General features: G+C 48.4%; 22 protein-coding genes and 2 pseudogenes. 4 read left to right on the forward strand and 20 right to left on the reverse strand.

Annotation, left to right across the window (positions count from 1 at the left end):
- Positions 1 to 153: 153 nt before the first annotated feature.
- The 8 genes from gap to OGV57_RS05210 form a co-directional block, all read right to left on the reverse strand.
- Positions 154 to 1164 carry a type I glyceraldehyde-3-phosphate dehydrogenase gene (gap, locus tag OGV57_RS05175; protein WP_054528343.1) on the reverse strand — a complete coding sequence of 337 codons (1011 nt, stop codon included), beginning with the start codon at positions 1162 to 1164 and terminating at the stop codon, positions 154 to 156.
- A 78-nt stretch (positions 1165 to 1242) separates the two neighbouring features.
- Complete coding sequence (locus tag OGV57_RS05180) at positions 1243 to 2223, reverse strand: GlxA family transcriptional regulator (protein ID WP_054528344.1); 981 nt, start codon at positions 2221 to 2223, stop codon at positions 1243 to 1245.
- A gap of 72 nt (positions 2224 to 2295) precedes the next feature.
- Positions 2296 to 3078 (reverse strand): DUF1120 domain-containing protein, encoded by a 783-nt coding sequence (locus tag OGV57_RS05185; RefSeq protein ID WP_032941311.1) that lies wholly within the window; start codon positions 3076 to 3078, stop codon positions 2296 to 2298.
- A gap of 4 nt (positions 3079 to 3082) precedes the next feature.
- Positions 3083 to 3634: a DUF1120 domain-containing protein gene (locus tag OGV57_RS05190; RefSeq protein WP_044699932.1), complete on the reverse strand. Its 552-nt coding sequence runs from the start codon at positions 3632 to 3634 to the stop codon at positions 3083 to 3085.
- Positions 3631 to 6045, reverse strand: a complete 2415-nt coding sequence (locus tag OGV57_RS05195) for a fimbrial biogenesis usher protein (protein WP_054528345.1) — start codon at positions 6043 to 6045, stop codon at positions 3631 to 3633. Before OGV57_RS05195 ends, OGV57_RS05190 begins: the two co-directional genes overlap by 4 nt.
- A gap of 121 nt (positions 6046 to 6166) precedes the next feature.
- The gene (locus OGV57_RS05200; protein ID WP_003029264.1) at positions 6167 to 6871 is read right to left on the reverse strand and encodes a fimbria/pilus chaperone family protein; all 705 of its coding nucleotides are present in this window, start codon (positions 6869 to 6871) and stop codon (positions 6167 to 6169) included.
- A gap of 99 nt (positions 6872 to 6970) precedes the next feature.
- A complete protein-coding gene (locus OGV57_RS05205) occupies positions 6971 to 7675 on the reverse strand; it encodes a DUF1120 domain-containing protein (RefSeq protein WP_016150178.1) in 705 nt (234 codons plus the stop codon).
- 224 nt (positions 7676 to 7899) lie between these two features.
- Positions 7900 to 8205 (reverse strand): helix-turn-helix domain-containing protein, encoded by a 306-nt coding sequence (locus OGV57_RS05210; RefSeq protein WP_003029261.1) that lies wholly within the window; start codon positions 8203 to 8205, stop codon positions 7900 to 7902.
- Between the two features lie 673 nt (positions 8206 to 8878).
- Here OGV57_RS05210 and OGV57_RS23780 point away from each other — a divergent pair.
- The 3 genes and pseudogenes from OGV57_RS23780 to OGV57_RS05230 all read left to right on the forward strand — a co-directional run.
- A pseudogene (locus tag OGV57_RS23780) lies at positions 8879 to 9037 on the forward strand (DNA methylase); the annotation flags it as partial.
- 134 nt (positions 9038 to 9171) lie between these two features.
- Positions 9172 to 9860: pseudogene (locus OGV57_RS05220) on the forward strand (helix-turn-helix transcriptional regulator).
- Between the two features lie 70 nt (positions 9861 to 9930).
- Complete coding sequence (locus tag OGV57_RS05230; protein ID WP_054528346.1) at positions 9931 to 10677, forward strand: SDR family NAD(P)-dependent oxidoreductase; 747 nt, start codon at positions 9931 to 9933, stop codon at positions 10675 to 10677.
- Positions 10678 to 11097: 420 nt separating this feature from the next.
- Here the strand turns inward: OGV57_RS05230 and trpS are convergent, their stop codons facing one another.
- From trpS to OGV57_RS05285, 11 genes are all read right to left on the reverse strand, one after another.
- Complete coding sequence (gene trpS, locus OGV57_RS05235) at positions 11098 to 12102, reverse strand: tryptophan--tRNA ligase (protein ID WP_003029254.1); 1005 nt, start codon at positions 12100 to 12102, stop codon at positions 11098 to 11100.
- A gap of 201 nt (positions 12103 to 12303) precedes the next feature.
- A complete protein-coding gene (locus tag OGV57_RS05240) occupies positions 12304 to 14088 on the reverse strand; it encodes a diguanylate cyclase (RefSeq protein ID WP_054528347.1) in 1785 nt (594 codons plus the stop codon).
- 119 nt (positions 14089 to 14207) lie between these two features.
- Positions 14208 to 15317, reverse strand: a complete 1110-nt coding sequence (locus OGV57_RS05245) for an AI-2E family transporter (RefSeq protein WP_044712332.1) — start codon at positions 15315 to 15317, stop codon at positions 14208 to 14210.
- 165 nt (positions 15318 to 15482) lie between these two features.
- Positions 15483 to 15965, reverse strand: a complete 483-nt coding sequence (locus OGV57_RS05250; protein ID WP_054528348.1) for a glutathione peroxidase — start codon at positions 15963 to 15965, stop codon at positions 15483 to 15485.
- A gap of 84 nt (positions 15966 to 16049) precedes the next feature.
- The gene (locus OGV57_RS05255; protein ID WP_003029244.1) at positions 16050 to 18014 is read right to left on the reverse strand and encodes a putative bifunctional diguanylate cyclase/phosphodiesterase; all 1965 of its coding nucleotides are present in this window, start codon (positions 18012 to 18014) and stop codon (positions 16050 to 16052) included.
- Between the two features lie 17 nt (positions 18015 to 18031).
- Entirely contained in the window at positions 18032 to 18526 is a 495-nt protein-coding gene (locus OGV57_RS05260; protein ID WP_003029241.1) for a putative pterin-binding protein, read from the reverse strand.
- Between the two features lie 409 nt (positions 18527 to 18935).
- The gene (locus OGV57_RS05265; protein WP_003029239.1) at positions 18936 to 19577 is read right to left on the reverse strand and encodes a helix-turn-helix transcriptional regulator; all 642 of its coding nucleotides are present in this window, start codon (positions 19575 to 19577) and stop codon (positions 18936 to 18938) included.
- A gap of 127 nt (positions 19578 to 19704) precedes the next feature.
- Positions 19705 to 20673, reverse strand: coding sequence for a threo-3-hydroxy-L-aspartate ammonia-lyase (locus tag OGV57_RS05270; protein WP_054528349.1), 969 nt, complete (start codon positions 20671 to 20673; stop codon positions 19705 to 19707).
- A gap of 27 nt (positions 20674 to 20700) precedes the next feature.
- On the reverse strand, positions 20701 to 21096 hold the full coding sequence (locus tag OGV57_RS05275; RefSeq protein ID WP_003029233.1) for a RidA family protein: 396 nt from the start codon (positions 21094 to 21096) through the stop codon (positions 20701 to 20703).
- Positions 21097 to 21318: 222 nt separating this feature from the next.
- Positions 21319 to 21627, reverse strand: coding sequence for a monooxygenase (locus OGV57_RS05280; protein WP_003836470.1), 309 nt, complete (start codon positions 21625 to 21627; stop codon positions 21319 to 21321).
- A 36-nt stretch (positions 21628 to 21663) separates the two neighbouring features.
- Positions 21664 to 22455 carry a PhzF family phenazine biosynthesis protein gene (locus OGV57_RS05285; RefSeq protein ID WP_054528350.1) on the reverse strand — a complete coding sequence of 264 codons (792 nt, stop codon included), beginning with the start codon at positions 22453 to 22455 and terminating at the stop codon, positions 21664 to 21666.
- Positions 22456 to 22584: 129 nt separating this feature from the next.
- Between OGV57_RS05285 and OGV57_RS05290 the strand changes: the two genes are divergently transcribed.
- Positions 22585 to 23283 carry an RluA family pseudouridine synthase gene (locus OGV57_RS05290; RefSeq protein ID WP_054528351.1) on the forward strand — a complete coding sequence of 233 codons (699 nt, stop codon included), beginning with the start codon at positions 22585 to 22587 and terminating at the stop codon, positions 23281 to 23283.
- 39 nt (positions 23284 to 23322) lie between these two features.
- Here OGV57_RS05290 and mdtK read toward each other — a convergent pair whose 3' ends face one another.
- Positions 23323 to 24696, reverse strand: coding sequence for a multidrug efflux MATE transporter MdtK (gene mdtK, locus OGV57_RS05295; protein ID WP_003029224.1), 1374 nt, complete (start codon positions 24694 to 24696; stop codon positions 23323 to 23325).
- Between the last annotated feature and the right edge of the window lie 48 nt (positions 24697 to 24744).

Below are 24744 nucleotides of genomic sequence, written 5' to 3' on the forward strand. Positions count from 1 at the left end.
TAGTGACTTTTTATTATGGTAGCAACCGTAAGATTAATAAAATGACTAAGTTGAGAGGAATTGCTCCGCCATCAAACTCACATTTAATCTGCCGTGGCAGAGTTAAAAAATCCACGCCAGGCGTGGATTTTAAGAGGGCGTGGGAAGCAGGAGTTAGCGCTCGTTTTTTGCCATTAACAGCGCCAGGTCGACGAGCCGATTGGAGAATCCCCATTCGTTATCGTACCAGGCGAGAATTTTGACCATATTGCCACCAATTACCAACGTTGACAGGCCGTCGATAATGGATGAACGCGGGTCACCCTGGTAGTCGCTTGAAACGAGCGGTTCATCGCTATAGCCCAGGATCCCTTTCAGCGGCCCCGTCGCGGCGGCGTTACGAAATGCATTATTGACTTCTTCTTCCGTTACATCCCGCTCAAGCGTGACGGTCAGGTCGACAATTGACACTACCGGAACTGGTACGCGCAGCGAATAACCGGTTAAGCGACCATCCAGCTCAGGGATGACTTTGCCAAGCGCCTTTGCAGCACCGCTTGAGTAGGGCACTATCGACAATGCAGCGGCGCGGGCGCCACGAAGATCTTTTTCCGGTTGGTCGTGCAGCGCCTGGCTGTTGGTGTAGGCATGGGTGGTGTTCATCAGACCATGCTTAATACCGAAATGTTGGTGCAAAACCTGCGCGGCAGGTGCCAGACCGTTGGTGGTGCAGCTACCGTTGCTGACGACAAAGTGTTTATCCGCCGAGTAGAGATGATCGTTAACGCCCATCACGATGGTTAAATCATCGTTTTTACCTGGAGCAGAGATAATTACGCGCTTTGCGCCACCGTTGTGGATATGTACTGCCGCCTTGTCTCGTTCAGTGAAGAAGCCGGTTGCTTCAATGACAATATCGACTTCACGTTGACGCCAGGGGATTTTGGCTGGGTCGCGTTCGCTAAAAACAGTAATGGAATTACCGTTAACGACCAGTTGCCCCTCACTGGCGGCGACGTCGGCATCGAGTTTACCCAGCAGCGAATCGTATTTCAGCAGGTGCGCCAATGTTTTACTGTCAGTCAGATCGTTGATTGCCACAATCTGAATATCCGAGTTACCCAGTGCAGCACGCAGTACGTTACGTCCGATACGGCCAAAACCGTTAATACCGACCTTTACCATGATCAACTCCTTATCTGTTGTCTCTGGCATAAATTTAGGCCGATCACTGCTTGGCGTAAACGACAAAAAAGGATCACTTTAGGCCATTTTACGACAATGAAAACGCTGGCGATATTCGCCCGGGGTCAGGTGAAGCTGTTTTTCGAATAGTCGTCGCAGGTTGATGCTGCTGCCGAATCCCGTTTGTTCGGCAATACGCTCCAGCGTCTCGTTGGTCTGCTCCAGACGCTGCCGGGCGGCGGCCAGACGAGCTTCAGCTACATAGCGCGCCGGTGAAGCTCCTGTTTCCCGGGTAAACACGCGGGTGAAGTTACGTGGACTCATGGCGACTTTTTCCGCCAGTTTATCCACGCTGAGGTCGGCGGTGAGGTTCTCAAGCAGCCAGATCAGCAGATCGTTAATCGGGCCCAGAGTACTGGTATGCTGAAGGTTGTAGCGGCTAAACTGCAGCTGGCCCCCAGGACGGCGCAGGTACATGACGAAGTCTTGAGCGACGTCGCGCGCCAGACTGAAACCATAATCCTCTTCAACCAGCGCTAGCGTTAGATCAAAGCCGGAGCTCACGCCACCCGATGTCCAGATGTGTTCGTCCTGAATATAAAGCGGACCGCTTTCGACGCGCACCTGAGGGAATTCTGCCTGCATGGTTTCAAGTAGTTTCCAGTGGGTGGTGGCTCGTCTGCCGTCCAGCAGCCCGGTTTGTGCCAGCAGCATCGCACCGCCGCAAATGGATGCAATGCGGCGGGCATGGGGAGCGGCAAGGCGCAGCCAGTCAACCACAGCAATTCCTTCCTGCGGATTTTGACCTCTGCCGGTGATAATGATGGTATCGAGAGGTTCGCGAGGATCTATCTCATGCAGGCGATGATCTGCCAGTAGGTTCAGGCCGGACTGACCATGGATCACCTGATGTGGTTGCGTTGTGGCTAACTGAACCTGATAACAGGTTTCCGTAGCGCTTTTGGGATGCAGGCGGTTGGCCTGCATCATGATGTCGGCAATACCGGCGGATTCAAACAGCATGCCGCCATCGGGAACAATGATGAGTATCTTCTTCATGTCCTGAAAAGTAGTCTTTTTACAAAATAAGTCAACAGACATGTGTTGCGGGATACTATTCTTGTCCCAATATTACAAATAAATCAGGCTGATTGTGGCCTCGCCCTGTAACTCAGTCTCATCCTGTAAGCTCAGGCCATCGGAGGCAATGGCGGCAGAGATCCTGAGGGGGATTGTCAACTGACGAATTGCCACGGGATTATTTTTCGCATCCACCGGAGTCAGTCTCATGATGCCTGAAATCAGTGTTAGTGCTGTCCCGGCTGATTGCCACATGCTCCGTTCTTGTTCCCCCGTCTGATACCCCCATGACGCGATATCGCCTTCCACGGCGCTCTCCCCGGCTAATGCGGTTATCAGGTAACCACCAATCGGTTTTTGACCTGAGGTAACACCCAGTCCAAAGAGGGTGTCAGATGAATGCCGACCAGATGTCTTATCATCGTGAGAGTCAATTATCAGGTTACGGACCCGGGTTTCCGCTTTTTCATCATTGACCATCCATGCCACCTGTCGCAGGCTCTCGCACTGTATATGCAAGCCGATAACACGTGGCGTCAACAGATAGGGAGATGAAGAACGGATCGATGAGAGACTCAGCGTACCGTAATCCACAGTGCCGCCATTATCCAGCGATACCCGGCATGCCGCCGGGATCATTTCAGCTGAAAAGCTCACATCCACCGTATTTTCCGCATACGCCTTCGTAATCAACAGGCAAAATATCCCCCCGGCACAACAAAGCCACCGATGTATCCGGCTTTTAATAAGCGAAATCAGGCGCATCTTTCCTGTAACACTTGACTGGTGGTATATAACACGCTGAAAAATTTCCTTGAACCAAAATGAAATCATCGAGTTATTCTCTCTCTGGTACGGTCATACGTAATGACAATGTTGACGCCTGCTGATCTGAAACCTGAAAGCTGCGGGCCTGTACACGGGGAATAACCGTAAGCAGGAAAGTGGCCGACATCCCGTTCACGGGCTGATGATGCTGCTGGAGCTCAACTGTGTCTCCGTTGAGAACAGCAATAGGGGTCTGCGACCGTGATTCAGACGATTTATTAAGCTCGTGGTGAACAACGAACTGGCTGCTCTTATTATCGACAAACGCTTCACTGAACATCACCGTTGCCCGTCCCTCCTCACCGAAACTGAAGTCGAGTCCTCGACGGTCATTGTCATCAAACCGGATATGTATGGGTTGAGGAACATCACACCGCACCTGTACCTGTACCTGACGGGCGGGCAACTGCTGCCATTGTACCTGCCCGGTGGGCTCAGTATCCTGAAACCGGACTTTGCCGTATTCGTGGCGCAACTGGCTGGCAATAATATTGCACTGCGCTTGAACGACCGGACTGACAATAAAATAGATGCCGCAACATAATGATATTAAACGAATCATTCGCATACTCCCGTTAACTCTTCATATAAACCATCCTGAGGTGGAGTTGGGGGCAGGGAATACTGTAGCTGGCACATGGGGCTACCGTTGTCATCCCCCACAAAGAACGACTCACCGGGCTGCAGGTTGCTAAAGAAAACCAGGCCTTTTTCCAGAGAATTCGTCACGTACTGCCCATCGCTGTCTACGATCCCTTTTCCTTTAGACAGAAGCTTTCCGTTAGTACGTCTGACTGTCATGAGTACCCTGCGGGTGTCTGATACCCTGAATTGTGTGAATGCGACGGCTCCTCGCGAAACGGTAAGCTCCGCGGCACCATTGGTTAAGTCGACATGTCTGGGCAACGTTTTAACATCAATATTGAGACGAGAGGGCTGCCACGGTGTTAAGCCGGGAACCAGCGCTTTGCCGCGATAATCAGTCCAGACGGGGCCCTGCGGGGTAGATACTTTGATCCCGGAAAGCGGAGAATTTAATGAAAGCGCGCCGTATGATTCCTGAATCGCATAAGGTGAAAAAAGTATCCCTTCCTGATTAACGGAAATCCCACCGCTTAGCGAACCGCCATACCCCCAATAATTGGCGGTCTGGCTGGCATACCCACTCATCTGGGCATAATGCAAATTCTGCCCAAAACTGCCGCTGATGGTATTTTGTGCATTTTGCCAGTCCCGTCCTGCCGATAGCGAATATGACATATCGTCCCATTGTCCGCTGGTCTGAACATCGTTATAAGTCCGGGAGCCCTGTCGACGAAGGGACAGATTTACGCGATCGTGTCCCAGAGGCAGCCCAAGTCGGATATAAAAAACATCATCGTCACGTTGCGTACTCGTCCGGGAGCCAGAAACACGTTGCCATGTGGCCGAAAGGTTAATCTGACCATGTCCAGCCCAGCGCCAGTTTTTTGACCATGAGGCATACCATGATTTCGGTGTGGCGGCATGGTCACGCGCGGAGGAGGTCGAGTAACTCAGCGAAAACAGACCTAAATGTTCATGAGCCCAGTTACCTCCCACATTGTAGTAACTGTTCGCTGTGGAAGTCGTATGATTTACAGCGTCGCTGAGCTCACGAAATCCCGCAGATGTTGTGGTCCAGGCCGCCTGAATACTGGCGGAAGGGTTAAGCTGGTAGCGGAGACTGAGGCTTTCCTTGCTGCCCGCATGATGCGTGTACTGTTCCTGTGCCATCGTGGTTTGCAGCGACAGTGACCATGCCGGTATCGGAATAAAACTCAGGGATGCCGCCGCGGATTGATACTGTGCTGAGGCCAGAGCGCTACCGCTTAGCGTTGCCTGTCGGGAAATCCGCATTCCCTGACTTCCGGTAATGAGCCAGGGGGCCGATTCATCGCTGGCAACTGTCTCGCGCACTTTACCGAGTGCCACAGACCCATAAAGGGGAGCGTCGGCCGGAGTTTGTAAGGCCGTGACAGGTACTGAAAACGTTGTTAACTGACCATCCTGTTCCGTCACTTTCACATCCAGCGGAAACTGCGTGCTGAGCATGGAAATGTTATCTAATGAAAACGGTCCTTCAGGAACCTGTGTTGCCTCGATTAACTGTCCGTTTTGATAAACCTCAACACGAGCCTGCGCGGAACGCGCTATTCCCTGAACAGAAACGCCGCTACGAGCAGGACGCAGTGCACTATCAGGAAACAGTTGAAGCCCCGTTAATCCAGGAATGGCGAGTAGCGTCTGACGAGCGTATATCTCTCCTGCCTGAAAGGTCTGTTGTAGCGACTGAAACGTCTTCTGGACATAAGTATATAGTCGCTGAGAACGACGTGTTCCGTCACTGTACGATACCGTATGACGACTGCGAAGCAGCCAGTCATTCAGATTCAGTCCTGATTCAAATAGTCCCAGTTGATAAGTTTCGTGCTTTCCGGACTGAACTGTGGTTGACGACTGCAGATTATAATTAAGCAGCCCCGATGTGCCTCCCTGAATAATATCCTTCCGTAATAAGATGCTTTCTGGCGTCAGCGCAGATGTCGGAACTGTAATACTAATCTGATTTTTATACGGGTCTGCCGTTAACTGTGCTGCGGGATAAAGCGTCTGATAATCCAGACATCCTTGATTAAACTCATACGCAAGTCCGAGATTTCGGGATGTTTCAGGAGTTATACAGGGTTCGCCCTGCGCATTAAATCGCGTCATAAGCTGACGTTTATTGCGCCCGTTAATCACCCAACTAACAGGATATTCGCCTGGTGAAAAACGTGCGGCGTGAGAAAAATAATGACTCAGACCAGCATCCAGTCCACGGTTTTTTAATCTTCCGTTATCAAATAGTAAAGGTTCGGCGGATAACATCATACTGTAACTACCAAGTAGACCGAGAAATAAATAATATGCATACCTGTGAACAGGCAATGTTCTGATTAAATTAAAGGGCATTTATTAACCTTATAGCTATCCTTGCAGGAGCTCGGATATAAATCGTTCTGATGCGAAATAGGTTTTTATAATAAATATTCAGCGTTGAAACCTGACATCCGGTCTGGCGCTAAAGTTTCTTTCAATTTAGCGAAGCAATAAACTCCGACACCTGAACACCGTAACGGCTGACTGGAACAAAACGTACTTCGTTATCAGCCGTAAGCGAGGATGCTGATGATAAGGTTATATGCTGGCCCGGCAGTAAATACGTTCTCCCGAGGTCAAATTGTGTCTTCGACGGTAGTGTGACAAACTGCTGGGCCAGGCGGACGACATAGGGGCCTGGATTAGTAACTTTCAGCTGATTGCCTTCTTTATGCCATGTAAGTAACGTCCAGGGATCTTTTCGTTCCGGTAATCCTTCTGGATGAATAAGTACGGGTAAATTCTGACGTATGGTAATACCAATTTTGTTACTACCGGGAATTTTTGGGGGGATACCTTCGAAAATGACACGTTTAAGATGCTCAGTAATTAGCGGCTTTTCCGTTTTAAGAATAAATCGAACTTGCTGAGTCTTACCTCCTTCAACCCGGACTACCGGCTGAGTCGGCAGGAGTTTAATCGTGTCATCCTCACCGTCAACATTAATGACCTGTGTGTAAAGCAGGGAAGGGATATTGTCTGTATTGGTGACATTCATGCTGCCTCCGCTTTCCTTTTCCTGGATCAGTAAAAGGGAACTGTCAGGCTGCATTCCGGTGGCCATACTAACCTGTGGGACGCATATCAGGAAAAGTGAAAGAATGAAAAGAACTTTCCAGAAGAAAAATGGCTGACGCATTGTAGTTATTCCAGTATATTTACCGGGCCATTAGAACATGGCCCGGTAATAAACAGAGTCGATAAAATTGATTTTATCGTATTAATTTACGGGATATTATTAAAGATAAACCAGAGAAATCGTTGCCTCACCGTCGAGATTCGTTTCATCCGTAATCTTAAGGTCTTCCCCTTTGCGAAGAACTCCTTTAATAGATAATGGAACTTTCAATTCAGAGAAAGCTGCCGGGGTTAATGTATCAGGATTTCCTAAGGTGTGTAACCTGGCCGCAACATCCACGCCGTTTACGGTGCTGCCAGAGGCCGTGCGTGACCAGTCGTCGCTGGTAATTTTTTTACTGATAAACACCAGATTGTCAGTGCTACCCGAATAAGTCATATCAGGGAACCAGTTAATAACAGTATATGCCCCCAGTGTTGTTTCACCGTCGTTCGTAAGCCCCAGACCAAATTGATTGCTGCTTGCGGGTATATCGCTGCCATCAACGGTGGCATTTTTAATCACACCATTATAAAGAGAATCTCTACGTTCATCATGAAGGGTATACGCAACAAGTCGTTCGGAATTGCATTTAATACCCATATTAATACGTTTTTCCGGCAGTTGATTGTCTTCAGTTGCAGACAGGTTCGTCATTAACATTGTTCCGTAGTCAACAATACCGGCGTTATCCAGATTGACGGCGCATGCGCCCGGCACTAATTTTCCGGTGACTTTAAGCGTGGCCGTGTCTCCACCTGCCGCAAGGACTGAGCCGGAAATAAAAGTAAGTGATAAAGCAACCAGTAGTTTATTTAATTTCATTTAAGTAACATTCCTAATTATGGATTTAAAAATACAACGCCTGTGCAGCGCCATGTTCACTTTATTCAAGTAAACATGGCGATGCGGAGCATGACTTTCTTCATGTAGCAGGTTTTAGATATTCACACCCGGTAAAAATTAGAGAAATACAAAAGCAATACGTTGTATTTGGTTTCTCTTGAAGAATATTGTCCAGTAAATGCTGCTTTTAAAAATCAAGCTCGTTAATTAATGGTCTTAGTCATTGAATTGTTTTGGATAATGCTTCTGGCCTTGCTAAATACCTGTGTATCCTCATAGAAAACTTCACTGACAAGATGACTCAGTCTTATGTTAAAAACGTTCAGAATTCGCAGAATAAACTCTAACGTAAAAGCGCACTGCCCCCGTTCAAACCGTGATACATGCTGCTGACATATATTTAATTCAACAGCTAACTCTTCTGCGCTCATATTCATTTTTTGTCGGTTGCTACGAACGAATCGACCGATTCTGGCGTTAACGTTAGATATATTGTATTTCAAGTGCATTAGCGACTCCGTTTACTATTTGTTTATGTTGATTTATTTGTTGACATATATTTCGGCCATAAAAGTATTGCAAACATCCTTTACTCTTAAAACAAGTTAATATCGATCGGTCAGTAAATCATCAATAGAATAAAACTATCAAAACAGGTTAAACGATTGTTTCAATAAATTAAATGAATTTGAGGTTTGGTTGTATCTTCATGAAAAATAAAGATAATATATGATAACGATCTACTTATCTCACAGTCATGAATACACTAATAGTTTCACGTGCAATCATAATTGCTATTATTTGGTTACTCCGTGAAATATATAGTTACACGTTACACCAATAAGGAGTAAATTACAGATGTGTTCTATAAATATCAGCGGGTATCTGGTGCTGAAAATTAGAAATAAAGCCTGAAATGACCATTGTCAGGTCTCAACAATAATATTGATGATTAAAGGGGACTCATAATTTATAGTTCAGAGTAAAAATTGCGGTGATATCTGCCCGTTGCCTGAATTCACTCACACCCACAGCACGATATACTATCCGAACAGCTTTACGGATGTTTTGTAATGACGCTTTGCGGTTCCATGTCCATATCGCGCGATGCGTAAGGATATCCATTGTTGGCTCCAGTGTACCGCGCCTGAGTGGACACAGGACGGGCGGCTTTTCCGCTTCTTTCCGGATCGTGCCGTTGATTTCATCCCCCACAGATCCCCCGCAGTTGGTCGGAGTCCGTGGCCTTTCCGACACAGTATTGCCGGCGACAAAAGCGATGAATGGCTACAACCCACCTGCAATGAGATGAAATGTGTCCTCAAAACAGACGCACTGATGGACGCATTACGAACTTAGCGCGGTATCAGACCTTGGGGCAGTTCAACTTAGCCATCTACACTTGCTTTGTACTAAGATGCTTATCTAATAGATGCTTTAAGAAATCGTCTCAGGATCATGATGGATTTATCACTATGACTAGAACAGAAAGGCTTCTCGAATTACTACAGATATTAAGGGCACAAAGATATCCGATCACTGCATCCACACTCTCAGAAAGATTAGGGATAAGTGTGCGTTCCCTTTACAGAGATATAAAAACGCTGCAGCATCAAGAGGTATGCATTGAAGGTGGTGCTGGAATTGGTTATATCGTTAAATCTGATTTTCATTTGCCACCCTTAAACCTGTCTCATGAAGAAGTCAATGCTATTACGCTTGGATTGAATTGGGTCTCTCATAATACGGACCATGATTTCAAAATTATCGCTAAGAATGCACTTGCCAAAATACATACTGTCATTTCCGGTGAGTTGAAAAATCTTATTGAAAGTCAATCCTATCTGATTGGTCCTTCAGAAAAAATGAGATGTTTTTTGAAGATATTCGCAATGCTATTAAAAAGCGAAAGAGAATCAAAATAAAGTATTGTGATAAGAAAGACTCTTACTCTTCTCGAGTCATATGGCCCATTGGGTTGGTATACATGGAGTCATGTTGGCTTTTGGTTGCATGGTGTGAGATGAGAAATGATTTTCGCCACTTTAGGACTGACAAAATTAAGGAAATTGAGCAACTGGATTCCTTTTATAGTGAAAGCAGGGCGGTTTTATTGAAAAAATGGAGAGTAAAAGAAGGGATTAGCGAGGAGAAAGAGTACTGACAAAAACTGTCACAGCTCATTTGTATACTAACCCAGATGAAAGGTTCAATTCTACATCTTTGGGGGGAGTATGAATTTCCAAAATAAAATTGCTGTGATAACAGGAAGCACTACAGGAATAGGTGAGGCCGTCGCAAAGCAATTACACATACATGGTGCTAAGGTCATTATTGTCGCCCGTTCGTCAGAGCAGGCTAAACAAAAAGCGAAACAATTATCTTCACAGGGTCAACAAGCGATGGGGATCGGATGTGATGTATCACAGCCCGAACAAGTACGACAAATGATCGATGAGGTTATCGAACGCTTCGGCAGACTTGATTATGCTGTAAATAATGCAGGCTTAACAGGTGATCATGGTAAAAACATAACAGAGCAAACAGTTGAGAACTGGGATAAGGTTATTGCCACCTCATTGAGCGGAGTTTTTTACTGCCTAAAATATGAAATACCTCAGATGATGAAGTTTGGTGGCTCAATAGTGAATTTATCTGCCGTAAATGGCCTGGTTGGCATTCCTGGATTAGCGCCTTACACCGTGGCTAAGCATGGTATAATTGGTTTAACCCAAACCGCAGCGCTAGAATTTGCATGTCAAGGAATTCGAGTAAATGCAGTCGCTCCTGGTTATGTCCAGACCCCGCGAATGAGTGCACTTCCTGAAAATATCGTACATAGCTTCGCCAAAAGCCACCCTATGAAAAGGATGGCAAAAATGCAAGAAATAGCAGACTTCATATTGTTTTTGCTATCAGACAAATCCGCATTCTGTACCGGAGGAGTTTATCCAATTGATGGTGGATATTTAGCCGAGTAAATTTCTCTAACGTTTTAAACTATAAGCATTACCTAACCAAAGCGGTAGGTTCAATAGGAGCGTTATAATATATTTAATGCTCCTATTATAGGGGTAATGATAACAGCATCTCCAGTTTGAACTAATATGAGAATAAATGATCGACTTTCCATTGGTTTAACTCACATTGAAAAACGGGCATCTTTGTCTGTAGATACAGATGAAATGCTTCCTTTTGCCACTCGTTGAGTAGCATAGTCTCTTCGGCGACAATCCATGCCTTTTCTCAGAGGGGCCATCGCCTGAAATGAGGTTTTGATTTCGAAATAAAACATTAGTGCATTTTGCTGATAAAACGTGGGGAAGATTCTGAAAGCTCCCGGCGAAGGTAACTCGTTGGGAGCTGTCTTTATTTATTGGGCCGACTGTAATAGGTCGAGTTCAGAACACCGGCAAACCCAGCCCTTGCTTCACTTCTCTTAATGTCTGCTGCGTGATCTCGTGCGCCTGTTCGCTGCCTTTTTTGAGCATTGCCATCAGCATGCCTTTATCCTGAATGTAGGTTGCCCGCAGCTCGCGCATTGGGGCGATGAGTTCCTGCAAGCACACCTCCAGCTCGTTTTTGCATGTCCGGTCACCCAGTCCACCCCGTTGGTAATGCGCTTTCATTTCCGCCACTTTTGCTTTATCCGGATGAAAAGCGTCGAGGTAAATGAATACCATATTGCCGTCGATTTGCCCCGGGTCGGATACTTTCAGATGATTGGGGTCGGTGTACATTGCACTGACCGCGTGATGAATGGTTTCTTCGCTGGCTGACAGGAGCAATGTGTTACCAAGCGATTTTGACATTTTGGCATTCCCGTCGATCCCTGGTAGGCGGCTGGTTTCACTCAGCAGCGCTTTGCAGTGCGATAAGACGGGGGCCGGTAACAGGCTATTCATCTTGTGCACGATTTCATTAGTCTGCTCAATCATTGGCAACTGATCGTCGCCGACGGGAACCACTTCGGCTTTGAAGGCCGTAATATCTGCCGCCTGACTGATGGGATAAACCAGAAAACCAACCGGTAACGAGCGGGCAAACCCTTTCTGCGCAATTTCGTTTTTAACCGTAGGATTACGCTCTACGCGAGCCACGGTGACGATATTCATATAAAGCGCGGTCAATTCCGCAAGGGCAGGCAGGGCCGATTGCAAACAAATAGTGGTCAGTGAAGGATCTATTCCTGCGGCAAGATAGTCGGCAAGTACCTCGGGAATATTGTCGCGGATCTTTTGCGGTGTGCTGCCGTTATCGGTTAGCCCTTGCAGGTCAGCCACCAATATAAACTGCTGATAATCATGTTGCAGCGCGGCGCGCTGGCGCAATGACCCCACATAATGGCCAAGATGCAGCGGGCCGGTGGGACGATCGCCAGTGAGGATGATGGTTTTATTGTTCATGTAAGACTCCTTAGTCATAAAACCGAAAGGGGTCTCTAAATGCAAATAACCGCCTTTCGGCGGTTATCTAAAAATGGGAAAAACACATTTTGACCGCCTTTAAGAAGGCAGCCACCACAGGTTGTAATTAAAAGCGGTGATATCGTGTTTTGTGTTCATTGAATTAACATATCACCGCCTGGCGTTGAGGTAAAGCCATGTTCAACTGGCCTCCAGCATGCCAAAGCTCACGATGCGCGAACGTCCCAGCTCTTTAGCGCGATACAGTGCCACGTCTGCAGCACGCAGCAGGTTGTCGCTCTGGGCGTGCTGCGGATAGCTGGCTACGCCAATAGAAACATCGACGTGACCAATTTCAGAGACGCCAAAGCGCAGCGACAGTTCGCGTACGCCGTTATAAATATCCGTCGCAAGGCGGTTGGCGGCCTGTTCATCCGTATTGGCCAGCAGCACCAGAAACTCCTCACCGCCATAGCGGAAGGCCATGCCGCTGTCGTGAACCACGCGCTGAATGGTGGCGGCGATACTTTTTATCACGCTGTCTCCCGCCTCGTGACCAAAGCGATCGTTAATATTTTTAAAATGGTCAATATCGATCATCAGGCAACTGATCGGCTCCTTGTTGCGTACGGCCTGGCTCATCAGAGTGCGTAAGGTATCTTCCAGATGATGACGGTTGCGTAGACCAGTTAGCGGATCGTAGAGCGCTTTCTCCAGCAGGGCGTCACGCAGACGCTGGTTGGCTAATGCGAGGCCGAGTGCTTCTGCCATTAGCTCCAGATACGCACGAGAGGGGGCGGAATCATCGCTAAGGTTCTGGAATGAGAGCAGACCGATGGCTTCTCCCTGGGCAATCAGTGGAACGCACAGGGTATGCTGCTGGCATGAGTCCGGCAGATGGTAGCAGGCGATATCGGGTTCACCTTGTACCGGAGGGTGGCTCTGGCCGCGGCGCACAGCCCAGCATTCGTCCGGGTGGAACGCATCCGCTTTACCCTGCGGTGAGAGCCATTGTGCAACGCAGCGCATTTGCCAGGGTTCCCGGTCCAGTATGTAAAGCCGCCCGGCAATACCTGGGGCAATATTCGGTGCAAACAGTTCCGCCACATTGATGACATCGGCAAAATTCTCGCAGCCCTGCAGACGCTGCGTCATACGTGCCAGCAGATCGCGGATTGCCCAGTCGGCATCTCGCTCCTTCTCCAGTCTCTGACGAGCCAGACCGTTCTCGCGGAATATCCGGATCGCCTGTGCCATGTCGCCTATTTCGTCTATCTGGTTAAAGCTGGGCGTCTCAACGGCATAATCCTGCGATGCGAGACGGTTTACGACATCGCTCAAACGCACGACGGGGCGCAGAACACGACGCTTTAAAATGAAACCGAGAACGAATAAAAACAGCAGCGCCGTCAGACCGACCATCACTTCAGAGGCCGTCCGCAGCATGCGGGATGACTGGGTTGCATCTTCAATCGTGTTGCGTACGCGGCTATCGAGTAACTGGCGGAAATGATCTATACGGTCCTGGGCTCGCTCCAGTTCCTGTTCATAGGCTTTTCCGTACAGCAGGGCGATGGCCTGCGACTCTTCTCCACGCGCGACGCTGGCAAGCGCCTCGGCCTGCTCATCCTGCAGAGCATCCACAATCCGCAGCCCTTCATGCAATAGCGCCAGCTCTTCATCCATTGCACCAAGGTCTTTGAGCTTCGACAGACGATGCTCAACGGCTTTCAGCGACGCTTCTTTCTGGCGGTAGGCGTTGAGCACCTCAGGATCTTTTGCAATAACATAGTCGCGCGCCAGGTCGGACAGCGACCAGGCATCGAGTTCGACTTCTTCGGTAAGTTGATCGAACTGATAACGCTGTTCTACCACCTGGCGTTCTGTGTTATCGGCGCTGGATGCCATCAGCATGACAACGCCTGAAGCGATGGTCAGACATACCGTCGCGCTATAGGCCCAGTTGGTGATTGTGGCTATTCGCACTGATTAGTTCCTTCTGCGACGATTAATGAATACGCATGATTGAAATTATAGGAAACGTATGATTTTGCGTGAAAATAAAAAAGGCGGTCCTTAAACCGCCTTCTGTTATCGTCCTGCAATCAAAAATCTGGAGGATTTTTTCCTTCTTCCATAAAGGCTTCGTCGATTCCTTCTACGTTACCTTCATGGTCACGCCCGGAAAACAGGTTCCAGCAGGTAATGAATAGTGCGGCAACCAGGGGGCCAATCACAAAGCCGTTAATACCGTAGATCTCCATGCCGCCGAGAGTGGTAATCAAAATCAGATAGTCCGGCATTTTGGTGTCTTTACCTACCAGCAGCGGGCGCAGGATATTGTCCACCAGCCCAACGATAATCACAAAGAAGCCAACGATAAACAGCCCTTGCCATAGCTGATGGGTGGCGAACAGAAATATTGCTGCTGGTACCCAGACGATCGCTGAACCGACGGCGGGCACGAGGGAGAGAAACGCCATCAACGCGCCCCACAGAACGCTACCGTCGATATCTACAATCGCAAACGCGATGCCGCCAAGAATACCCTGAACCAAAGCGACGACCGCCGTGCCCTTGACGGTTGCCCGCGTCACGCCGACGAATTTTGCAAACAGGTGCTGTTTAGCAAAATCAGAAAGCGGTAATGAGTCCAGAATCTGGCGCACCAGGTACGGTCCGTCCTTCAGTAAGAAGAACAGTAGATACAGCATGATGCCGAAGCTAATAGCAAAGCCGAATGTTCCTTTACCAATCAGGAACGCGCTGCCGGCGAGGTACTGTCCACCCTGCAGCACGACATCGGACAGTTTTTTCTGGATCTGCGCGACATCATCCAGATTGTGTTCTGCCAGAAAACCTCTGGCCCAGTCAGGAAGATACGAAAGAACAGAAGCGACGACCTCCGGGAACTGCGTGTCATTCTGTTGCAGTTTGGTGTACACCACGTTCAGTTCAATGGCCAGCGATGACAGGATTACCATCAGCGGGATAAAGACAATCAGACAGATAATGACGATGGTAATCAACGATGCCAGTCCGTTGCGTTCGCCAAGCGCGCTGCGCAGTCTGTTTTTTACCGGGTTAAAGATAGTCGTTAATATCGCGGCCCACAAAATGGCGGAAAAGTAGGGGGACAGCACATCGAAGAACGCCCAGGTCACGAGGGCAAGTATGAAAATGAAGAAACCTTTAGTCAGTCCGTTAAATCGCATTAGTGAACCCTGTAATGAAAAGCAGTCCAGACTATAGAACCGTTCAGGGGATTTACCAACTTTAGCTGAAGATTGCCGCTTATTTTGGCTAATACGGTGACTTACTGAAGATAAAAACCAATGAATATCCACAGTGTTAATGTGATATTTGAATGACAGCAACCATTAGATTTTTAGTGCATCAAAGATGACGGTTTCTATTTTTTCTGGAGTGGTGAAGGGGGCAAAACGCTTAAGCGGTTTTCCGTCGCGTCCGACCAGAAATTTAGTGAAGTTCCACTTGATCCTCCCACCCAGTATGCCGGGTAATTCATCTTTCAGGTAACGAAATACCGGGTGTGTAGCGGCACCGTTAACCTCCACTTTCTCAAACATTGGAAAACTCACGCCGTAGTTGACGTAGCAGGTCTGCGCGATTTCGTCGGCCCCACCGGGTTCCTGCTTACCAAACTGGTTGCAGGGGAAACCAAGCACCACCAGGCCCTGTGTGTTGTATTTCTTATACAGTGCTTCAAGGCCCGCATATTGTGGCGTAAAGCCACAATGGCTGGCGGTATTAACCACCAGTACCAGTTTGCCTGCATAGTCGGCCATTGAAATAAGCTGACCATTCAGGCTTGTGGCGGTAAGTTGATGAAAAGTGCTCATTTTTTAAACCTCAGGTCAGGGTGAGTTTAGCGTCGACATTGCCACTCAGCGCGTTACGGGCAGTTGAAGCCTGATAGAAAATCTTCATGGCATCGTTTTTCTGTTGTTTATTGGCACAACTTGACCATTTCTGATTTCCTCATTGACACAAGGTTGAGGTTTACCAAACAGATATCCTTGGGCGAAATCGCAGCCCAGCGCCTGAAGGCTTTTTAGTTGTTCCTGCGTTTCAACACCTTCAGCAACAGCCTTCATATTGAGGGATTTCGCCATGCCCGTGATCAGTTTGATGATATTAAGCGCATCTTCATGTGTGGATATTGAATGCACAAAAGACTTGTCTATTTTAATTTTATCGAAGGCAAGCTTGCTCAGGCGCGAAAGAGAAGAATATCCGGTACCAAAATCATCGATGGAGATTTTTACGCCCAGGGCTCTGAGCTTATTAAGCGTATTCATCGGTGTCGTACTCTCAGTGAAGAGAGAGGACTCTGTTACTTCCAGTTCAAGACGATCGGCTGGGAGTCCAGTTTCTTTCAGAATAGACAGTACGATACCGACAAAGGCTTTGCTGCTTAGCTGGACAGGAGAGACATTTACTGAAATTTTAGCAGGAACCGCCCAACAAGCCGCTTCCCTGCAGGCAATTTCAAGCACTGCTTTCCCCATCTCATTAATCATTCCGGTTTTTTCAGCAACAGGAATAAAGCTATCCGGCGACAGGAGGCCCTTCAGAGGATGGAGCCAACGAATTAGGGCTTCATAGCTATAAATTTCCTGGCTGAAGGAGTCAACAATGGGCTGGTAATAAACCACGAATTCTTTGTTCACTATTGCCAATGCCATATCATGCTCAAGCGTTCTGCTTTCTTGTAGCTTTTCTAACATTCGTTGTCGGAAGACTTTTATCTTACCTGAGCCTTCACCTTTGGCTTCATAAAGGGCCAGATCGGCAAATTTATAAAGATAGTCGGAACGACGTTCAGTGTCTGAGATAACAATGCCAACACAGGTGGTTATGTTGATAATCGTGTTATAAATAGTGTAGGGCTGGCTGATAAATTCACATATTTTCTGGGCCCGCGAAACGGCGTGGCTTTCTGTCAGGCCACTTGAGAGAAACGCAAATTCATCTCCACCCAGGCGATACAGCGTATCCGAAGTAAGACTCATTGAAACCAGTCGGTCTGATATCTGGCGTAGCAACATATCACCGGCATCATGACCATACGTATCATTTACCTCTTTGAATCGATCTAAATCAAACAACATCACAGTCACAGAATCGTGATTTTTTTCTGCTATCTCAATTGTTTTATTTAAATCGCTCCAGAATAGTTGACGATTATTCATCTCGGTAAGAGAGTCATGGTAGACGTCATATTCCAGTTTAGCATTCTGGATTTGCAGCTTTTCTTTAGATTTCTGCAGTTCTTCGGCAAGACTCTTGACCTGCAGGTGCGCCCGCAGAATATTTCTGTTTTGATAGAAAATGAGCACTCCCAGAATCGCACTCAGTATTATCAGCAGCACCGAGGTTGCTGAGTAAATATAGTACAGCGTTTGAATTTTTTGGTTGGCGTTATTGATCGAGTTAACATCTTTGTTTAACGCACCAGATGAAAGACGACCCAGTGGCGCATCCAGAGTATGCATTTTTTTCAGATAAGCCTGGAGTGCTGAACGGTTCATTTTCTCTAGATTAACATCCAGAAAACTAAGGGTGTTTTCAAGTTTTACCGCCAGCTCACGGTGGGCTATATTGCTTTCTATGTAGCGCCCCAGGTCACCTTCTTTTATTAAATCACTCTGGCTGAGCATAATGTCGAGGCGCATGCGTACATCATCGAGATTCATCGTATCATCGATAGTGTAAAGACCCAGCAATGACTCGAATCGGTAATATTGTGATACCAGCTGAGCAGCAGACCAGGAATCGGTGTAATGAGTCAGTTTCTGTAACTCTTGTTGCCGTTCATGCACGAGGAAAGAGATATATCCGGTAGATATAAAAAGAAAAAAGATGATGCCAGCCAGTATTCTGTTCATGATGTTCCTCTGAACGCTTACTCAATATCCATACTACTGACCTGCCATGCAGACCTTGAATAATAAATCTGATTATTCAGTTCCGGCATGCTGTCATAGGGGTACACAATGAATAAAGGACCTTTATCACGGATGCGCATATATTTTCCGTTGATTTTTAACGCAAGGATGGCATTGTATTTTTTGAAATCACTGAGAGGGATTACGGTGGTGTAGTCATTGAGCGCAGTGACCTTTACAACCGAGCCGCTCGCGCCGACGTAATCCATGAGCTTTTGTAGTGGAATACCCGTAAAAGTAGTGCGTCCATTATACCAGGGGGAGGTGGTCTGGAAACTGACCATGCCCAGCTTCTCAAGGCTGGCGGTATCAAAAACGGCTTTCCCGTCTGCATTTGTATTTTCAATATTACCGGACAGCGTTAAAAGAACTGTACCGGAAGGCTGGGGAAGTTCACCTGCCCAGAGCTGGGTGGTGAGCACAAAGCTTACTAACATTACGATTAACCGCATTCTTACCTCACCAATCAGCCGGATGTAAAAGAATTATAATTTAGATATCACTCTATTTATATATATTGCATAGGTATTATTGATGCAATAAATTCAGCTTTATTTTTATTCCTCTAAATCAATGGGTTAGATTTTGTCTGTTTTATTATGATGTTTAATCAATGCTGATGGTGTTATTTGAGGAAAACGTAATCTCACTATGTATGTACAAAAATAAATCATTTATTGACTCAGTGCCAATAAATGCCTACGAAAATAAAGGTTTATTTTTTCCCAGCGGCGGGGCGTTGTTTACTGGTTGGTGGCTATATCGGATACGAAGCGGGCCAAAGTATAGCGGGAGCGCTTCGTGTCGGTAATCAAGATCAGACTTTTTATGCTGCGGCTGGTGCAGTTCAACTGAACCCGTTTATTCACCCGCCTGAACTGACTGGCGGGCATACAGGTAGGCGGTGGCCCTTGATACGCCCAGATGCTGTGCCACCGTATCCATAGATTTGCGTACGTTCAGCAAACCGTCCTGGCGTAATTGTTGAATCAGCAGCTTACGGTCTTGAGGTTTAAGGGCTCGGGCCGTCGTAGCGCGTTTAGCGGCAAAGTCATCAATACGCTGGCGGATGACTTCGTTACTGCCGGGATCGATATGTTCCTTAATGGGGGAGTTTTCGGTTTCAGTAAAACGCGCAAGAGCACTCTGCATGCCACGAAACAGCGTCATATCTACATTCAGACAGAGAGCTGCTACGTATCTGCCTTCTTCATCCTTGATGCCAATTGAGGTACTTTTCACCGGGCGACCATCGGCAAACTGATTACTGTAGTTCGCAATGATGCTGGGAAAGTCAGGCGATGCGATTCTCGCCAGGCCAAGCTCGGTTGCTGGCTGGCCGGGTTGACGTCCGGACAGATTATTATGGATGGATAAAATGGCATGTTCAGGATTTTTGAGGTCATGAACCACCACTTCGCAAAACGGAGAGAAGGTCTCACTCAATCCCCTGGCGATAGTATCAATTTGGCTGAGAAGCGAGTTATTGTCGGTTTTTGGCATGCCAGTCTCCTGCGGTGATGCCTGTTGCCATGATTGCGAGCAGTTTACAGTGACCTGGGATCGTTTTTCCAGACGGCAATGTACAGACAGTAACATTAGGGTATCTGCATGACAGATACCCTGTTTATCATCTGGCCAGAAATTCACTGTAGCGGCTGATATCCACGTTTCCGCCGCTGATGATAATGCCGACTTTCTTGCCGCGAAGTTCAGCTTTGCGCGCTCTGGCCGCAGCAAAACCCAGACACCCGGTCGGCTCAACGACGATTTTCATGCGTTCAGCGATAAATTTCATTGAGGTGATTAACTCAGCGTCTGAAACCGTCAGAATATCGTTCACGTTTTGCTGGATAATCTGAAACGTATAGTTCCCGAGATGTTGGGTCTGAGCACCGTCAGCAATGGTTTTGGGCGTATCGATATGAACAATTTTTCCGCTACGAAACGACTGTTGACCATCGTTACCCGCTTCAGGTTCGACACCATAGACGATGCAGTCAGGAGACAGATGTCTGGCCGCCAGAGCGGATCCTGAGAGCAGGCCGCCACCGCCCAGACAAACGAAAAGGGCGTCTAACTGACCCACTTCTTCAATCAGCTCTTTTGTGGCGGTGCCCTGGCCTGCAATCACGTGCGGATGGTCGTAAGGGGGGATCAGCGTTAACCCCTGTTTCTCTGCTAGGTCCCGACCAATTTTTTCACGATCTTCAGTATAGCGATCGTAAGTTACCACCTTTCCGCCATAGCCTTTTGTTGCTGCAACTTTAGCTACCGGAGCATCATGCGGCATGATAATTGTTGCTGGAATCTCCAATAATTTTGCCGACAGTGCAATGGCCTGCGCATGGTTACCGGAAGAAAACGTCACGACACCCGCAGCACGTTGTTGTGGTGTGAACTGGCGTAGCGCATTCATAGCGCCGCGAAATTTGAAGGCGCCCATTCTCTGGAAATTTTCGCACTTAAAGAAGACTTCCGCGCCAAATTCTTCATTAACCGTTCGGGATGTCATCACCGGCGTTTTGTTAGCATAATCTGCGATGCGCGCTGCCGCAGCGGCAACATCGTTATAATCAGGCAGTGTCATTTCAGTCATTGTTGTTCACCTGTATGTTGTTAAATGTCACGCTTGCGGGGCCAACGCCATAGCTTCAACTTCCAGCGCAAAACCATAATGAAGTTCCGCAACACCGGCTACAGCACGGGATGGACGGAAATCACCGATCCACTCCCCATAGATTTTGTTAAACGTCGGCCACTGATTCATATCCGTCACATAGACGCGAACTGACACCAGATGCTGGCGGGAAACTCCAGCACCCGCCAGACAAGCATCAATATTCTGTAGCACCAGCCGGGTTTGATCTTCAAAAGAGGCATCCGCTTTTTTCTCGCCGTCGAAAGTGACCGGCAATTGCCCAGAAATGAAGACGAAACCGCCAGCCGTTGTACTGTGCGAGTAATGACCTGCTGGCGGGAAGCTTCCAGCAGATGAGTTCAGTGTAATGTCCGCGGACATAATAAACCTCCTGTAGCCAATGATTCACTTTGTATAAAATAATACAATTTGTATTGTTTTATACGCCTATATGCCACTTTCGGCTAGAGATAATTTTCGCGGGTGATGATTTTGTGAACTATTGCAAATGTGGCTAACGTAAATCGCTAACCTGGGTAGGAACGAAGAGGGGAAGGCAGGAGAGTGAAGAAACGCCCCGGGCGGGGCGTCTAAGGCAAAATACTAGCCGATGTGACCGTGGTTAATTTTAGTTAACGGTTCATTGATATCGAAGATTTTGAACGTCACGTCTTCCACACCCAGATGCTTCAGACGGGCGGTATGCTTTTTGATATAGGCCTGAGCGGTGTCTTCGTCCCGGAACAGGTAGATGCCACCCGCTTCGTGATTTGCTTCGTTCTCGGTCCAGATTTTCCAGATGAACCCTGGCTCCTGGTTGATTGATTCGGCCAGTTCAACGAGCTGACTCGACATCTCAGCCCCAAACGGACCATGAAAATCAAAGTGTATCTGCACGAGTTTGTTCGACATAAATCCTCCATGGATTGGTTATTTCGGGTAAGGCTGCTAGCGCAGCAGCACTTTACCGGTCAGATAAGTTATTGCCTGTCCACTGATATAAACACGCGTTCCTGCTAACTGACAGCGTAAATCCCCGCCGCGCTCAGAGACCTGGCGCGCCAGCATCTGTGTTTTATTCAGTTTTGCAGCCCAGTAAGGGATCAGCATGCTATGTGCCGAGCCTGTGACCGGGTCTTCCGCGACGGCTTCACCCGGGCAGAAGAAACGGCTGACAAAATCGTATTCCCCGTCACCCGGCGCGGTGATGCACACCATTTTCCCCAGCGGAAGCATGGCGTGGATGTTTGGGCGAACAGCCTCAACCTGCTGTTGATTTTCCAACACCACCATGTAATCGCGTGCCACGCGCATCTCTTTGTATTCGGTGATGCCTAATGTTTCCAGCAGTAAAGCGGGCGGCACGGCAGATTCGCTTTGCCAGGCAGGAAAATCGAGCGTCAGCCATTCACCGCTGCGCGTGACCGTCAGCGGTCCCACAAAGCGGGTAGCAAAATGGATTTTTGTATCCGGGTAATCCAGATGTTCAAAGATGACATGCGCGGCGGCAAGCGTGGCATGCCCACACAGATTGATTTCACCCTGAGTGGTAAACCAACGCAGCTCAAAACCATTCTCATTGGCGACAAAAAAAGCGGTTTCTGACTGATTATGCTGCTGCGCCATCTTTAATAATGTTTCATCGGGTAACCAGTCCGTGAGCGGACAGACTGCTGCGGCATTACCGCCAAACGTCGTGGTGGTAAAGGCATCCACCATGTAAAAATCGATTTGTTGCACAGAATAACCCTCTCATCGCACTCAGGATAAATCACACTCTACCATGCCAGCCATTGGGTCAACGCTCCGATTCGCCACTGCGGTGAAAATTCGTTATCATCCGTCCCCACACCTCATTCTGGCCGCCTGATGTCTACGATCCTCGATACCTTTATTGCCCCGCCTTGTCATGACGAGATAGAGACCCTCTATCGGGACGAGCATCTGGTGCTAATCAATAAACCCAGCGGGTTGCTTAGCTTGTCGGGCAAAAATCCGCAGAATCTCGATTCGGTACATCACCGGCTGGTACAGATTTACCCTGGCTGCACGCTGGTACATCGGCTTGATTTCGGCACTTCTGGACTGATGGTGGTCGCCCGTAACAAGGCTATCAACGCTGCGCTTTGCCAGCAGTTCAGCCAGCGTACGGTCACTAAGGTGTACAGCGCGCTGTTATGCGGCCATCTGGAAAACGACGAAGGAGTTATCGATGCAGCGATTGCCAAAGACCCGTCGCTGTTTCCATTAATGTCAATTTGTGCTCTCAACGGCAAACCCGCACGTTCGCGCTATCAGGTTGTCGAGCGCTTTTATCATCGTCAGGAAAAGGGGGCGTTGCTCCCCTTGACGCGGGTACAACTGATGCCTGAAACCGGGCGGACCCACCAACTGCGGATCCACTGTCAGCTGTTGGGACATCCGATTTTAGGCTGTGATTTGTATGGCGTGCGTCTGCTGCCTGGCACTGAAAGGGTGCCGCGACTGATGCTGCATGCCAGTGAACTGCATTTCAGGCATCCCATTAGTGAAGCGTGGATGAACGCCCAAAACGCCAGCCCGTTCTGAGGATGTAAAAAAAGCCGCCAGACGGCGGCTATTTAGGCATTATCGTGCAGCTCGTTGCAATATAACCGCTGACGGCTGGCGTTGCAGAAAGCGCATCCGCAGCATCATCAGCACCGCCGCAGAGGTCAGGCCGATAATAAAGCCCATCCAGAATCCTGCTGGCCCCATGCGGTCAACCACCAGATCGGTCAGCGCCAGTATATAGCCGCTCGGCAGACCCAGCACCCAGTAGGCTGTAAAGGTTATAAAGAAAATGGAACGCGTATCTTTATAACCACGCAGGATCCCGCTGCCAATAACCTGGATAGAGTCCGATATTTGATACACCGCGGCCAGTAACATGAGCTGCGCGGCCAGGGTGACGACTTCCGGATTATTGTTGTAGAGCAGGGCAATATGCTCGCGGAATGTCACGGTGAAAAGCGCCGTTACGACCGCCATGCAGACACCGACACCCAGACCCGTTCTGGCTGCAGTTTGTGCATCCAGCGTGGAGCCCTGGCCCAGACGATAACCGACACGAATGGTGACGGCAGCAGCCAGAGACATCGGCAGGACGAACATTAACGAACTGAAGTTCAGTGCGATCTGGTGTCCGGCCACGTCGACAATCCCCAGCGGGGAAACCAGCAGAGCGACCACTGCAAACAGCGTTACCTCGAAAAATAACGCCAGCGCGATAGGTAAACCCAGTTGCACCAGACGCTTCATTACTGCGGTGTCAGGTTTCTGGAAACCACGCTCATTACGGATATCGCGCATTGAGCGCGCACGTTTGATGTAAGAGAGCATGGCGATAAACATCACCCAGTAAACAGCCGCCGTAGCCACGCCGCAGCCTACGCCACCCAGTTCCGGCATGCCTAAATGTCCATAAATGAAAACGTAGTTAACCGGAATGTTCACCAGCAGGCCGAGAAAACCCATCACCATCGCTGGTTTAGTTTTGGCTAATCCTTCGCACTGGTTACGGGCTACCTGGAAGAACAAATACCCCGGTGCGCCCCACAGCAAGGCACGCAGGTAGCCAACGGCTTTATCCGCCAGCGCCGGGTCAATGTTATGCATGGAGCGAATAATGTACCCTGCGTTCCATAGCACAACCATAATCAGCACGGAGACGCTGCCCGCCAGCCAGAATCCCTGACGTATTTGATGGGCGATTCGATCCCGGCGTCCGGAACCATTGAGTTGCGCAATGACCGGCGTCAATGCCAGCAGTAGTCCGTGACCAAACAGAATGGCAGGTAACCAGATAGAGGTACCAATGGCGACGGCCGCCATATCCGTGGCGCTGTATCCGCCCGCCATGACGGTATCAACGAATCCCATTGCGGTTTGAGCGATTTGCGCAAGAATCACCGGAATTGCCAGAGCTAATAACTGACGCGCTTCACTTACATACTTTTGCACGTGTACACCACTATATTGTTGTTATTTGAGAGACTAAAAAAGCCGCCT

It is taken from the genome of Citrobacter sp. Cf087, assembly GCF_030334285.1.
GTDB classification, from domain to species: domain Bacteria; phylum Pseudomonadota; class Gammaproteobacteria; order Enterobacterales; family Enterobacteriaceae; genus Citrobacter; species Citrobacter freundii.